We start from the raw sequence: 14103 nt of genomic DNA, 5'->3' as shown, positions 1-14103 counted from the left end.
TTCGAAGCAAAACAAAAGAGGCCGCGCAGCTTAGACCAGCAAATCGATGCCCCACGCCAGCAGCGCCATGACGGCAAGCCCGGAGACCATGGGCACACGCAATCCTACGTAGATGAAAACGGCAAGCAGAACGAGCGAGGCGTTCTGCACTGAGAAACTGTCGAGGCGCAGCGCCGGCGCTATGGCTCCCTTGCCGACATCGGTGAACAATACGTGCAGGGTAAACCAGACGGCAAGATTGAGGATCACGCCCGCCACGCTGGCTGAAATGGCGTCAAAAGCCCCTTTAAGCCGGGGCCGGGCCAGCAGCGCCTCGACATAGGGCGCGGCGGCGAAGATCCACAAAAAGCACGGTACGAAAGTGACCCAAAGCGTGACCGACGCCGCGACCATTGCAAAGCCCGGACCACCTTGCAAGAAACCCGTCATGAAACCCGCGAACTGAGTCACAAGGATCAATGGTCCCGGCGTCGTTTCCGCAAGGCCAAGCGCGTCGATCATCTGGTCTGTGTCGAGCCAGCCATAGGACTGGACAATTTCCTGCGTCATGTAGGCCAGAACGGCATAGGCGCCGCCGAAGGTGACCACCGCGAGCTTGGAAAAGAACAGACCGAGCTGCAACAGCAGGGTCGCGTCGAGCGCCCAGAGAGTCAGCAAAGGGGCGGCCCAAATCGCGCCCCATGTCACCACCGTGCGCACCGTGCCAGCCCGCGTTACGACCGGCACGGGCGGGTCATCTGTGGCGCCGGTCCGCACCGAGACCAGCCCTATGACGGCGGCCACCCCGATGATGGCAGGGAAGGGCACCGAGAAGAGAAAGATCGCCATGAAAGACCCCAGCGCGAGCGTCAGGGCCAGTCCGCCCCGAAGCGCACGGCGTGCGAGCTTGTAGAGCGCTTGGAACACGATCACCACCACCGCCGCCTTAATTCCCGCGAACACGGTCTGAACCACTGGCATCTGGCCGAAATAGGCGTACCCGAACGCCAGCGCAAAGATCACCACTGCACCGGGCAGTACGAAAAGCAGTCCGGCCAAAAGGCCGCCTCTGACGCCGCGCAGCTTCCATCCGGCATAGGTGGCAAGCTGCATCGCCTCGGGACCGGGCAGAAGCATGCAAAAGGACAGCGCCTGAAGGAATTGGCTTTCGGTCAGCCATTTGTGCCGGTCCACCAACTCGGTCTGCATCAGGGAGATCTGCGCGGCAGGGCCGCCGAAGGACAGTATCCCGATCCGCCCGAACACGCGGAACATCTTGTTAAGCGATACCGTCATCGCGCATCCCGCGTCACTGTCCAGTCATGGCCTCCGTCATACCCGCCCCGGGCCCATCGGTACAGCGCATCATACGCCGCTGTCCCGGCCCTCAACTGTCCATGATAGTTGCGAAACTGACGTGACAGTCCTGCGTTCCGATCAGGCGGTCGAGTTGGGGTACGATTATTCCGTCGGGTGGGGGTATGGCACATCCTTTGCTGACAGCGTTGCCGAGATTGCGCAACGTCCAGTGGATGCGACTTTGGGCCAAAACATCACGGAGTGGTCGCACATTCGCCCATACCTATGCGTGTCCAGCCTTGTGCCGTCTGTCAATGCGCATTGGAACAGCACGTGCCGTTCGCGCGTTAAACACTGTTCAAGGAGTTTATTTTATGACGCTCACCACGTCTGCCGAATATCGCGACGCACTGGCCAAACTTCAGGTGCGGATCAAGGACACGCTGGCAGGATATGATGAGATACTCGAGAGGGCCGAGCCCGGTGTTCGTCCGCTCATGGAGAAATTCAGTGCCGCTCACACGGCGCACGAGGCAGAACTAGCCGCGCGGCTGCGAAAACACGGATGCGTCCCGGATGAGGATGGCAGTTTCTTTTCCACAGTGCAGCGCATTGTCATCAAGACCCGTGCGGTCTTTGATGACTTGGACGAAGACGTTCTTAATTCTGTGATCAAGGGCGAGGAACGCATCCTGTCACTGTATGACGCGGCCATCACGGCTGCGCGGGACGAAGGCGAGATAGCACTTCTGAGCAGGCAACGTGGGGAACTTCATGAACTCGTTCAGACGGCGCATCGAGAGTTCGATTAAACGGCACACTTCGTACGTTTCCTTGGCGCCGATGGCACCTTTTCTACTTACCCGGTAAAATGAAAGTGCAGGCTTCTGTTGCCAGGTGCCTGCGAACCCCGCCTGACCTTGCTAGAGGCCAGGGCTTAAGAGTCGGCTACTCCGACCGCTTACGCGGCCATTGCTGCCGGAGCATTATTGTCGTTGGCAATTATGCTTAGTGAACCGATAACGGTGGTATCTCACCGGGACAAAGCTAACCCCTTTAGACGTTCGTCGATCCTGTTTCGGCCCCATATCCCTCCAACGACGGGTGATTGGTGGAGCCGCCGGGTACCGCCCCCGGGTCCGATCCGCTTATTACGAGCGCGTTTATGTCCATAGTCCCGAAGGACACCTCAAATATAAGTGAGGCTCCGAAAATTGCAATGGGATCAAGTCTCGGCACGGCCAGTAAATTATGCGAATCTCCGGCGAAACCGGCTGTGAAACAGGCAGTTTTTGCAAGGTTTGACGCGTTGATCGCCAGCCTTACGCCCCGTCGCGCAACGTCTGGATGTCGTTTGCGCTCGGAATTCAGCCGCATTTCATTGAAGCCCGGGGTCCAAACGCGTTAGGCTGAAGCACACGGGGGGATTTAGACGGGTAATCCGTGGCCCCCTCAAACCCGGCGCGTGGCCAAAAAGAGCCATCAAATGGCGCGCTACAGGAGGGACTGACATGTTCAACAAGATCATGGCCCCGGTTGACTTGGCTCACAAGGATCGTCTTGAAAAGGCGCTCAAGTGTACAGGCGACCTGGCCAAATATTATAACGCCGAAGTGGTCTATGTCGGGGTTACCACGACTACGCCCAGTTCAACCGCGCATACGCCGGAGGAATACGGGAAAAAGCTCGATGCATTCGCAAAAGAGCAGGGCGAGGCTTACGGTATCAGCGCTTCGGGTGATTCTCTGGTCAGCCACGACCCGAGTTCCGATGTCGACGATATCCTGCTCAAGGCCGTAAGCGAAACCGGATCCGACCTCGTCATCATGGCCAGCCACGTACCCAACGTCATGGATTACGTGTGGCCGTCGAATGGCGGCAAGATTGCCGAACACGCCAAATGTTCCGTGATGGTGGTCCGGACCTGAGCCAACCGCTCAATTCCGATCGACACTAAAAGACTTCATATAGGGAGGCCGTGCATGGCCGATGAAACAACAAACCAGGGTATCCCGGAGCCGGAAGGCACCTCGGATATCATCCAGACCGATTATCAGATCGGTCAGGACAACATTGAAACCAAGATCGGGCCGTTCGGCCTGGATATCCATAATCCGGTCTTTCTGATTTCCGGACTCTCCATCGTGGCGTTCGTATTTTATGCGCTGGCGCTGCCAGAGCAGGCCTCGGGCTTGTTCGACTGGCTCTTCAGCGCCGTAACCAAGGGGTTCGACTGGTTCTTCTTGGGGGCGGCCAACATTTTCGTGCTTTTCTGCCTGCTTCTGATCGTGACGCCCTATGGTTCCGTCAGGTTGGGCGGGACAGATGCAACGCCGGACTACTCCTACATAGGCTGGTTCGCGATGCTGTTCGCTGCCGGCATGGGCATCGGACTGCTGTTCTTTGGTGTGTCCGAACCCATGAGCCACTTCTCAAGCTCGCTGGGCGGCACCTCGATGGAAGAGGGGGCTCGAACCGACTGGGCGCCACTTGGGGCTGCGGGCGGTGACCAGGCGGCGGCACAGCGCCTTGGTATGGCAGCGACGATTTTCCACTGGGGTTTGCACCCTTGGGCGATCTACGCGGTTGTGGCGCTGGCACTGGCGCTTTTCTCTTACAACAAGGGCTTGCCGTTGACACTGCGCTCGGCCTTTTACCCGATCTTCGGTGACCGGGTGTGGGGTTGGACGGGCCACATCATCGACACGCTGGCTGTGTTCGCAACACTCTTCGGCCTTGCCACCTCGCTTGGCTTCGGCGCCGAGCAGACGGCATCGGGCCTGACCTACCTCTTCGGCAGCGGTGACGCGGCAGAGGGCACGCGGTCGTTCCTGGGCATTGCCTATGGCAACAGCGAGGAAAGCGGCGTCGAGAACAATCCGCTTTTGCTGGTGATTCTGATTTCGGCCATTACCGCGGTCGCTCTGGTCTCGGTGATTAGGGGGCTCGATGGCGGCGTGAAGGTCCTATCCGAGATCAACATGGGTCTTGCGGCCCTGTTGCTGCTGTTCGTGTTCTTCGTTGGCGGTCCGATCTTCCTGATCACTTTGTTCTTCGACAGCATCTGGGCTTATCTGACGAACATCTTCGCCCTGTCCAACCCTGTTGGGCGTGAGGACGTGAACTTCAGCCAGGGCTGGACGTCGTTCTACTGGGCCTGGTGGATCAGCTGGTCACCGTTCGTCGGCATGTTCATCGCCCGCGTCAGCCGCGGCCGCACCGTGCGTGAGTTCGTGACCTGCGTGCTGATTATTCCGACGATCGTTTGCGTCCTCTGGATGACCGTGTTCGGCGGAACGGCGCTGAACCAGGTGGTCAGCGACGGCTATACCGGTGCACAGGATGCGGCCCTGGAACTGAAGCTGTTCTACATGCTGGACCAATTGCCTCTGGCGACGATCACCTCGGTGATCGGCATCGTCCTGGTGATCGTGTTCTTCGTCACCTCGTCGGACTCGGGCTCGCTGGTGATCGACACGATCACCGCAGGCGGGAAGGTCGACGCGCCGGTCGCACAGCGCGTGTTCTGGTGCATCTTTGAAGGCGCCGTGGCGATCGTGTTGCTGATTGGCGGGGGCTTGGCTTCGCTACAATCGGCGGTGATCTCCACCGGCCTGCCGTTCACGCTGGTGTTGCTGGTCATGTGCTACGCGATCTGGCGTGGCCTGGCGTCGGAAAAACGCGCCTGAAGGCAGCGACAAACCTGAAACAATGAAGCCCCCCGGGTTCTTGCACCCCGGGGGGCTTTGCTGTTTGGTGCCCGCGAACGAAAGGGAGAGCCGGAATGAGCGGGGCATTGGACATCGATTTCGTGCGGGCGCAGTTTCCCGCCTTCGCGGAACCCAGCCTGAAAGGAAAGGCATTCTTCGAAAATGCGGGCGGGTCATACACGTGCGCCCCGGTGATCGACCGGCTGACGCGCTTCTACCACCAGCGCAAGGTTCAGCCCTACGGTCCGTATGAAGCCAGCCGCCTTGGTGGCGAGGAGATGGACGAGGCCCGCACCCGCCTGGCCGCGATGCTTGCAGTTGAGACCGACGAACTGAGTTTCGGGCCCTCCACGACGCAGAACACCTATGTCCTGGCGCAGGCGTTTCGCCAATGGATGAAACCGGGCGATGCGATCATCGTCACTGACCAGGATCACGAGGCCAATTCCGGCCCCTGGCGGCGGTTGGCGGACGCGGGGATCGAAGTGCGTGAGTGGCGGATTGATCCCGAGACGGGCCTTCTGCGCCTTGATGACCTGGAAGACCTTCTGGACGAGCGCGTGCGTCTGGTCTGTTTTCCGCATTGTTCCAACATCGTGGGGGCGGTCAATCCGGTGGTCGAGATCACCGCCGCCGCCCATGCTGCCGGAGCGTTCGTTTGTGTTGATGGGGTGTCATATGCGCCGCACGGCTTCGTCAACGTTGGCGATCTTGGGGCAGATATTTACCTCTTCTCGGCCTACAAGACCTATGGCCCACACCAGGGCGTGATGGTCATCCGCCGCGAGCTTGGGCAGATATTGCCGAACCAGGCGCATTGGTTCAACGCCGATAGCCTTTACAAGCGGTTAACACCCGCTGGTCCGGATCACGCGCAAGTGGCCGCCTGCGCGGGGATGGCGGACTATTACGATGCGCTTGCAGAGCATCACGGGATCACAGGCAGTGCGGCCGGGCGGACAAGCGGTGTGCATGACCTGATGCGCGGCCACGAGACCGAACTGCTGCAACCTTTGCTCGATTACCTGGCCGAAAAGAACACCCTGCGCCTGATCGGCCCACGCGATGCCTCCCTAAAGGCACCCACCGTGGCCGTGGAACTGCCCGGAGCGGGGGCCGAGATGGCGGCGCGGCTGGCCGAACACGGGATCATGGCGGGCGGTGGTGATTTCTACGGTGCGCGCCCCTTGCAGGCGATGGGGATTGATCTGGACAAGGGCGTGCTGCGGCTTAGCTTCGTCCACTACACGAACAAGACCGAGGTCGACTCCGTTCTGGAAGCCTTGGAAACTTGTCTTTGATCCACGGGGACTTGCAGGCCGTATAGCCCCTTGAAGACCGGGGGCATCGAGCACATGACCGACACCACACCGACCATCCTTTGGCTGCGCCGTGACCTGCGGCTGTCGGACCATCCGGCCCTGACTGCCGCGATCGAGCGCGGCGGTCCCGTGATCCCGGTTTTCATACGGGACAAGCTGGTCGATGATTTGGGCGCCGCGCCGAAATGGCGGTTGGGACTGTCGTTGGCCGATCTCGACAAAAGGTTGCGCGACAAGGGCAGCCGGATCGTGTTCCGTTCAGGCAATCCTGCCGATATTCTGCTGGATCTTGCGCGCAAGACCGGGGCAGGGGCGGTGTTTTGGTCCCGCGCCTATGACCCGGATTCGATCGAGCGCGACAAACACGTGAAAACGGCGCTGAAAGATGTCGATATCGAGGCCGAAAGCCACACCGGCCACCTGCTCTTCGAGCCGTGGACGGTCGAAACCAAGGCGGGTGGGTTCTACAAGGTCTATACCCCGATGTGGCGCGCCGTGCGCGACCGCGATGTCGCCGCGCCTTTGTCGGCCCCCTCGAATATACCGGCGCCGGAGAGTTGGCCCGACAGTGAGGCCTTGGACGACTGGAAGATGGGCGCGGCGATGGACCGTGGTGCAGAGGTCTGCCTGCCGCACCAGCGCGTGGGCGAGAAGGCGGCACATGGCCGTCTGGGCTGGTTCACCGGTCATGCCATTGGCGACTACAAGAAGAACCGTGATTTTCCCGCCGAGGATGGCACCTCGGGCCTGTCCGAGAACCTGACCTATGGAGAAATTTCCCCGGCTCAATGCTGGCACGCCGGGCAACGCGCGCTTCACGAAGGGGGCGGCAAGAGTGCCGAGACATGGTTGCAGGAACTGGTCTGGCGCGAGTTCGCCTACCACCTGATCTATCACACGCCACGCATCAAGGACGACAACTGGCGCGAGGAGTGGGATTCGTTCCCCTGGAACGAAGACGAGCGCCGCGCCGAGGTCAAGGCATGGAAGCAGGGCCGCACCGGCGAGCCCTTCGTCGATGCTGCCATGCGCGAGATGTACGTGACCGGCAAGATGCACAACCGGGCCCGGATGATCGTCGCCAGTTACCTGACCAAGCATCTGATGACTCACTGGAAAGTAGGACAGGCCTGGTTTGATGACTGCCTGACCGACTGGGACGTCGCGTCGAACGCCATGGGGTGGCAATGGGCAGCAGGCAGCGGCCCGGACGCCACCCCCTATTTCCGCGTCTTCAACCCCGAGACACAGCTGGACAAGTTCGACCCCGATGGCGCCTATCGGCGCCGCTGGATCGCCGAGGGGTACAGTCGGCCCACCAAGACCGCGCTGAGCTATTTCAAGGCAATACCGCGCAGTTGGACCATTCAACCCGATAACGAGTATCCTGAGCGTGTGATCGGCCTTTCCGAAGGCCGGCATCGCGCATTGGAAGCGTATGAAGCGAGACCGTTTTGAAAGCAATGAGAACACCTTTGGGCACCGCCCGCGTCACAGCTCCGGATGGCGGCACCACGATGTCTGCTGTTACCGAGAGCGTTCTGACTGACACTGACGGCCAAACCGGGCTTCCGCGCTATTTCTCCCGGATGTTCGCGGTGGCCCGGACGCTTCAGCATGGCCGGTTGGACATCGGGTTGGACGATGGCCGGGTGTTCCGCGCCGAGGGGGCGGCCCCGGGGCCGGTGGCGCGCATCGACATTCACAATGACGAACTGTTCTCGCGGATGCTGCGTGAGGGGTATCTTGGCTTTTGTGACGCCTACCTCGACAAATGGTGGACCACGCCGGATCTTCAGGCCTTCATGGACCTCGTCAACAGCGACAATGACGACATGTACAACGGCTATCCGGGGCAGAAGCTGGTCGAGCTTTACGAAAAGCTGCGCTTCTGGTTCCAGCGCAACACGCGCAAGCAGGCACGGCGCAATATCAGCTATCACTACGATCTGGGCAACGATTTTTACCGGCTTTGGCTGGACGACACCATGACCTATTCCAGCGCCATCTTTGAGACAGGACAGGAGAGTCTGGAGGCGGCGCAGACGGCGAAATACGCTTCGATGGTCGATCAGATGGGTGCGACGGCGGGCGACCATGTGCTGGAGATCGGCTGCGGATGGGGTGGGTTCGCAGAATATGCGGCGGGCCAGCGAGGGCTAAGGGTCACCTGCCTGACCATAAGCGAGGAGCAGTTCAAGTATGCCCAGGAGCGCATTGAAAAGGCGGGGCTTTCCGAACTCGTGACATTCAAGCTTCAGGATTATCGTGACGAGAATGGGCTGTATGACGGCATCGCCAGTATCGAGATGTTCGAGGCTGTGGGCGAACGGTATTGGCCGGTCTACTTTGACACGGTGCATGACCGCCTGAAGCCCGGCGCGCAAGCGACGCTTCAGATCATCACCGTGGGTGACGAGCGTTTCGAGACGTATCGCAGGGATGTCGACTTTATCCAGAAGTACATTTTCCCGGGAGGCATGCTGCCCAGCCCCGCAGCCCTCAGGGCACAAGTCGAGAGAGCCGGCCTTCTCGTCCGGCAATCCATCGAGTTCGGTGAAAGCTACAGCCAGACACTGCGCCGCTGGCACGACACGTTCAACGAAAAGTGGGAGCAGATTGCCGAGATGGGCTTTGACGAACGCTTTCGACGGATGTGGAATTTTTACCTGACCTCTTGTGCGGCAGCGTTTCATGCGGGTAACTGCGATGTGACGCAGATCACAATCGCGAGGCCCGCAGAGGAATGCCCGTAACCGACAGTATGCCGACAACCGGTCGAGGTGTCGCCGCCATATTGATGGCGATCCTTGCCTGGTACGCCTCCGAGATGTTTCGCCCATTGATGCCCGAAGGCACCGGGTTCGGCTGGTTCAACGAGGTGAATGTGGCCCTTGGCCTGCTGATGGGCTGGGTGGTCATCGGCTCAAGGCTGAACCACGGGTACAGCAACGCCATCGGTGCGGGCTTGACCGGCGTTGGTGCGATGGTGTTCTGGGCGCTTTTTCTGCAAAGCTTCAACGAGATGCTGCGCCACGCGCTGGAAAACCGCTATGACGGGCCGGTCGAAGGGATCATCGCGATTTTCGAGCTTGGTATCGATTACTTGTTCACCATGTGGCACATCCCGCTGATCGTGCTGCTTGTGGGCGGAGGGGTCGTGATCGGCCTCGTGTCGGAATGGGTCGCGCGGCGCTGGCGCTGATCGTATGGGACGCGTTACGCTGAAAGGTCCGATCTGGACGAACGGCCTGTTGCGATGTCTCGGGGCCGGGGATGTTACCTCGGGCAATCTGGAAGGGCAGGCAGCGGCGCGGGCTTTGTTCTTCGCGACGGTTGTCGGCTTGCCGTGCAAGACGACGGAACATGACACCGTACTTTGCTCCGGTGCGCAGTCGGATGTGGCGCTTTATGAACACGCCGCGAGCGAGATCATGGGATACTTCGGGAGGCTTTCGGCGCAGGATCTGGAGCCCCGCCGTCAGATGATCCTGTCGAGGGCCGCCGCGCGTTCGGCGGCCGCCCGCAATCCGGCCCCGGCGACCCGGCGCAGCCCGATGCGGTCCAGCGAGGTCGAGATCTTGTCGCGCCAAACACCGCACGAAGGTTTCTTCCTGACGCACAGCTATCGTTTACGCCATCCGCAGTTCGACGGAACAATGAGTGCCGCGCTTTCGCGCGAGGTTTTCGTCGCGACAGATGCGGCTATCGTGCTGCCCTATGATCCCGTGCGCGACCGTATCCTGTTGATCGAGCAGTTCCGCATGGGGCCATTTGGACGCGGCGATCCATACCCCTGGGTCTTGGAACCCGTGGCGGGCCGCGTGGATGCGGGTGAGACACCGGAAGAGACCGCGCGCCGCGAATGCAGCGAGGAGGCCGATCTTGCTCTTTCGCAGCTTGAGCATGTCTCTTCGCACTATTGCTCGCCCGGTTGTTCGACCGAAATGTATCATTGCTATGTCGGTGTGTGCGATCTGCCCGACAGCGGGCAAAGCCATGGCGGTCTGGATGTCGAGCACGAAGATCTGCGCCGCCACGTCATTCGCTTTGATCAGGCGATGGATATGGTCCGCACGGGCGAAGTCAACATCGGCCCGCTGCTTGCATTGTTGCTCTGGCTTGAACGGGAACGCCCACGGCTGACCGCATCCGCTTGAGTTCATGGCGTTTCCGTCTTAATCAGATTCCGAATGCTGATTTAAGGAGCCTCAGCGATGCGGATCGCCAAGGATCTGGCCGACGCGGTCGGAAACACCCCCCTCATCAAACTGCGTAAAGCCAGCGAAGAGACTGGCTGTGATATCTATGGCAAGGCCGAGTTCCTTAATCCTGGCCAATCGGTCAAGGACCGTGCCGCGTTGGCGATCATCACAGATGCAGTGGCGCGTGGCGATCTGAAGCCGGGCGGTACGATTGTCGAGGGAACGGCCGGGAACACTGGCATCGGCCTCGCGTTGGTGGGAGCCTCGATGGGTTTCAAGACGGTGATCGTGATCCCGGAAACGCAAAGCCAGGAAAAGAAGGACATGCTAACGCTTGCGGGCGCCGAGTTGGTTCAGGTTCCGGCTGCCCCTTACAGCAATCCCAATAATTTTGTGCGGTACTCCGAACGCCTGGCCAAGAAGCTTGCCGAGACCTCGGAGAAAGGCGTGATCTGGGCCAACCAGTTCGACAACACCGCCAACCGCCAGGCCCATGTCGAGACAACCGGCCCCGAGATATGGGAACAAACAGGCGGCAAGGTGGACGGATTTATCTGCGCCTGCGGCTCGGGCGGCACTCTGGCCGGCGTGGCGATGGCGTTGCAACCCAAGGGCGTGAAGATGGGCATTGCCGACCCGATGGGCGCAAAGCTCTATTCATATTACACGACAGGTGAGCTCGAGGCCGAGGGCAGTTCCATCGCCGAAGGAATCGGCCAGGCTCGGATCACCGCCAACCTGGAAGGCTTCACGCCCGATTTCGCCTACCAGATTCCGGATGAGGAAGCGCTCCCGATCGTGTTCGACCTTCTGGCGCACGAGGGCCTCTGCATGGGCGCATCCACCGGCGTGAACATCGCTGGTGCAATCCGAATGGCCCGCGACATGGGGCCGGGGCATACCATCGTGACGGTGCTTTGCGACTATGGCACGCGATACCAGTCGAAACTGTTCAATCCAGAGTTCCTGCGCGAGAAGAACCTTCCGACGCCCGATTGGCTGTCAGAGGCGCCGCGCAGCATACCCGGGGTGTTTGTCGAATGACCAGAGTGCTGCGCTGCCTGGCCGTACTGGTTCTCTTGATGGCCGGCTACGGGGCAGGGCTGACGACGGCACTCGTATCGACCGCTTCGCCTGCAACAGCACAATCGCGGGCTTCCGACAACTTGCCGGATTACGAAACCTGGACGCGCGTGGCGACAAGGGCCGATGAAGCCATTGAAACCGGCCGCGCCTCGACCAACGCACTGGAAGCGTTGCGCCTCGAACTGGCCGACTGGCGGCAACGGCCTCCTCGAGGCCCAGGACATCAATCGAAACGCGATTGAGACGGCACAGCGCCAACTGGAAGCGATTGGTCCGGCGCCGGAAGAGGGCGAGGCCGAGCCCGCCGCGATCGCGGCGGAGCGCTCCCTTCTGGAAGACCGGATTGCACGTCTGCGAGAGCCGGTACGCCAAGCTGAACTGTCCTTCACCCGGGCCGATGGGCTGATCCAGGGGATCGACACCATCATCCGCGAGCGACAGACCCGGGAAATCCTGGAGTTTGGCGCGTCACCGCTTAATCCGGTTCACTGGCCCGAAGGTTTCGCCGCGCTCGCCCGGACCGCTTCGACTCTGCGCTCAGAGGTGATGACCGCTTGGGCCAACCCTGTCCAGCGCGAAGAGACCATGCAAGATATTCCCGCCTTGTTGGTGATGGCTGTGATCGGACTGGTGCTGCTGGCGCGAGGTCGCAAGTGGACCCACAAGCTGAACCGCAGGATACTGGGCGAAAACCCGGGCGCGGCGCGATGGATCATAGGCTTCATCGTGTCGATGGGCAGCCTGTTCCTACCGCTTTTTGGTGTTTATTTCCTCATCGAGGCGGTTTCGAGCACCGGCTTGATCGGTTTGCGCGGCAGTCAGATACTGGACGTTCTCGGCCCGCTGGTCTTTACCTTTCTGCTGGCACGCTGGCTGGCCACGCGCGTGTTCCCCGGAAAAGAGGCCCGCACGCTGCCACTGAACCTGTCGCCCGAGAGTCGCCGCAAAGGACGGGTCTATGGCATGCTTCTGGGCGCAGTTGCATCGGGCAGCTTTTTTCTGCAGCAGGTCGGCGACATCTCGCAGTGGAGCCAATCCGCGTCTGTTGTCATCCTGTTTCCCCTGATGGTGCTTTGCAGCCTTCTGCTGTTGCGTATCTCGAGGCTTTTGCGGGAACATGTACGTACCGACGTGGAGGACGATGGCGAGGAAACCTATCGCTCTCGCATGACCGGAATACTGGCCTTTCTGATGGCTGCGCTGGCCATTGTGGTGCCGGTATTGGGCGCGGTCGGATACTTCAGGCTTGCGCAGGCGCTGCTCTATCCCTCGCTGGGCTCGATCGAGCTGCTGGCGATGCTGTTGGTGCTGCAAAGGGTGGTGGTCGAAGTCTACGTGCTTGTCACACGCAACCGCGCGGGCGCGGCCGAATCCCTGATCCCTATCCTGATCGGAGTGGTTCTCGTCCTTCTTTCCTTACCGGTCTTCGCCCTGATCTGGGGGGCGCGCGTCGCGGATTTGACCGAGCTTTACGCCCGCGCGGCGGAAGGTTTCATGATCGGCGAGACGCGCATCTCGCCCATGATCTTCCTCACGCTCGCCTTTGTGTTCGTCCTGGGATACACCGCGACACGGCTTCTTCAGGGTGCTCTCAAGAACACGATCCTGCCGAAGACCAAGATCGATCCGGGAGGTCGCAACGCGATCCTGTCGGGTGTCGGATATATCGGGATATTTCTGGCCGCGGTCATTGCCATCACCAGCGCGGGCATCGACCTCACGGCGTTGGGCTATGTTGCGGGCGCGCTTTCGGTCGGTATCGGTTTCGGCCTTCAAAACGTGGTGTCGAACTTCGTCAGCGGCATCATCCTTCTGGTCGAACGGCCCATCTCCGAAGGCGACTGGATCGAGGTGGGCGGCGTGCACGGCAACGTCAAGGACATCTCGGTGCGTTCGACCATCATCCAGACCTTCGACCGCTCCGACGTGATTGTGCCCAATGCCGATCTCGTTTCGGGACGGGTCACGAACTATACCCGCGGCAATACCGTGGGCCGCCTTATCGTTCCGGTAGGTGTGGCTTACGGTACGGATACGAAAATGGTCGAGGGAATCCTGCAAGAGGTTGCCGAGGCACATCCGCTCGTCCTGCTGAATCCGCCACCGGCGGTGGTGTTCCGCGGTTTCGGGGCGGATGCGCTGGATTTCGAGATCCGGGCGATACTGCGAGACGTGAACTACGTTCTGTCGGTGCATTCGGAAATGAACCACGAGATCGCCGCTCGATTTGCCGCGGCCGGGATCGAAATACCTTTCGCGCAGCGCGATATCTGGATTCGCAACGCCGAGGTGCTGGGAGGTGGCGGCACCGAAACCGGGGCCAAGGCCGCCACGGCGCCCGTCTCCATGTCTGTTCCCGAAACTAAGCCGCGCCAGCTTGATGAACCGCCGGACATGGACGGCGACGCCGACGGAGGTGATGGCGGGGGGGCCGGCGATGGCCGCTGAGCCGTGCGCAAGAAAGCTCTTGAACTGGCATGATCGCTAGCGATAAAGAGGCCA

Annotated in this window: 11 protein-coding genes and 1 other RNA gene; 10 read left to right on the top strand and 2 right to left on the bottom strand. The window is 60.7% G+C overall.

The annotated features are described in order from the left end of the window. Window positions 1-30 precede the first annotated feature (30 nt). Window positions 31-1275: a chromate efflux transporter gene (gene chrA, locus PVV74_RS01205; RefSeq protein WP_274591947.1), complete on the bottom strand. Its 1245-nt coding sequence runs from the start codon at window positions 1273-1275 to the stop codon at window positions 31-33. 377 nt (window positions 1276-1652) lie between these two features. Here chrA and PVV74_RS01200 point away from each other — a divergent pair, with 377 nt between their 5' ends. Beyond that, window positions 1653-2090 carry a DUF2383 domain-containing protein gene (locus PVV74_RS01200; protein ID WP_170067096.1) on the top strand — a complete coding sequence of 146 codons (438 nt, stop codon included), beginning with the start codon at window positions 1653-1655 and terminating at the stop codon, window positions 2088-2090. A gap of 64 nt (window positions 2091-2154) precedes the next feature. Here PVV74_RS01200 and ssrA read toward each other — a convergent pair. Continuing rightward, window positions 2155-2502, bottom strand: a transfer-messenger RNA (tmRNA) gene (gene ssrA, locus PVV74_RS01195). A 287-nt stretch (window positions 2503-2789) separates the two neighbouring features. Between ssrA and PVV74_RS01190 the strand changes: the two genes are divergently transcribed. The 9 genes from PVV74_RS01190 to PVV74_RS01150 all read left to right on the top strand — a co-directional run bounded on the left by PVV74_RS01190 (window position 2790) and on the right by PVV74_RS01150 (window position 14049). Then, a complete protein-coding gene (locus PVV74_RS01190) occupies window positions 2790-3206 on the top strand; it encodes a universal stress protein (RefSeq protein ID WP_103761376.1) in 417 nt (138 codons plus the stop codon). Window positions 3207-3260: 54 nt separating this feature from the next. After that, entirely contained in the window at window positions 3261-4967 is a 1707-nt protein-coding gene (locus PVV74_RS01185; protein ID WP_103761375.1) for a BCCT family transporter, read from the top strand. A gap of 95 nt (window positions 4968-5062) precedes the next feature. Further along, on the top strand, window positions 5063-6289 hold the full coding sequence (locus tag PVV74_RS01180; RefSeq protein WP_274591946.1) for an aminotransferase class V-fold PLP-dependent enzyme: 1227 nt from the start codon (window positions 5063-5065) through the stop codon (window positions 6287-6289). Between the two features lie 54 nt (window positions 6290-6343). After that, window positions 6344-7768 carry a cryptochrome/photolyase family protein gene (locus PVV74_RS01175; RefSeq protein WP_274591945.1) on the top strand — a complete coding sequence of 475 codons (1425 nt, stop codon included), beginning with the start codon at window positions 6344-6346 and terminating at the stop codon, window positions 7766-7768. Window positions 7769-7827: 59 nt separating this feature from the next. Then, window positions 7828-9066 carry an SAM-dependent methyltransferase gene (locus PVV74_RS01170; RefSeq protein ID WP_274592350.1) on the top strand — a complete coding sequence of 413 codons (1239 nt, stop codon included), beginning with the start codon at window positions 7828-7830 and terminating at the stop codon, window positions 9064-9066. Beyond that, the gene (locus PVV74_RS01165; protein ID WP_211286099.1) at window positions 9057-9515 is read left to right on the top strand and encodes a TrgA family protein; all 459 of its coding nucleotides are present in this window, start codon (window positions 9057-9059) and stop codon (window positions 9513-9515) included. The genes PVV74_RS01170 and PVV74_RS01165 overlap by 10 nt, the downstream gene beginning before the upstream one ends. Window positions 9516-9519: 4 nt before the next feature. Next, entirely contained in the window at window positions 9520-10470 is a 951-nt protein-coding gene (locus PVV74_RS01160; RefSeq protein WP_274591944.1) for an NUDIX domain-containing protein, read from the top strand. Between the two features lie 57 nt (window positions 10471-10527). Then, a complete protein-coding gene (locus PVV74_RS01155) occupies window positions 10528-11559 on the top strand; it encodes a cysteine synthase A (protein ID WP_274591943.1) in 1032 nt (343 codons plus the stop codon). A gap of 165 nt (window positions 11560-11724) precedes the next feature. Next, window positions 11725-14049: a DUF3772 domain-containing protein gene (locus PVV74_RS01150; protein WP_274591942.1), complete on the top strand. Its 2325-nt coding sequence runs from the start codon at window positions 11725-11727 to the stop codon at window positions 14047-14049. Window positions 14050-14103 lie beyond the last annotated feature (54 nt).

This window comes from Roseovarius sp. SK2, assembly GCF_028807495.1.
In the GTDB taxonomy this organism is placed as follows: Bacteria; Pseudomonadota; Alphaproteobacteria; order Rhodobacterales; family Rhodobacteraceae; genus Roseovarius; species Roseovarius confluentis.
The sequence above is the reverse complement of the archived record's forward strand: the minus strand, read 5'-3'. Positions and strand labels throughout refer to the sequence as shown.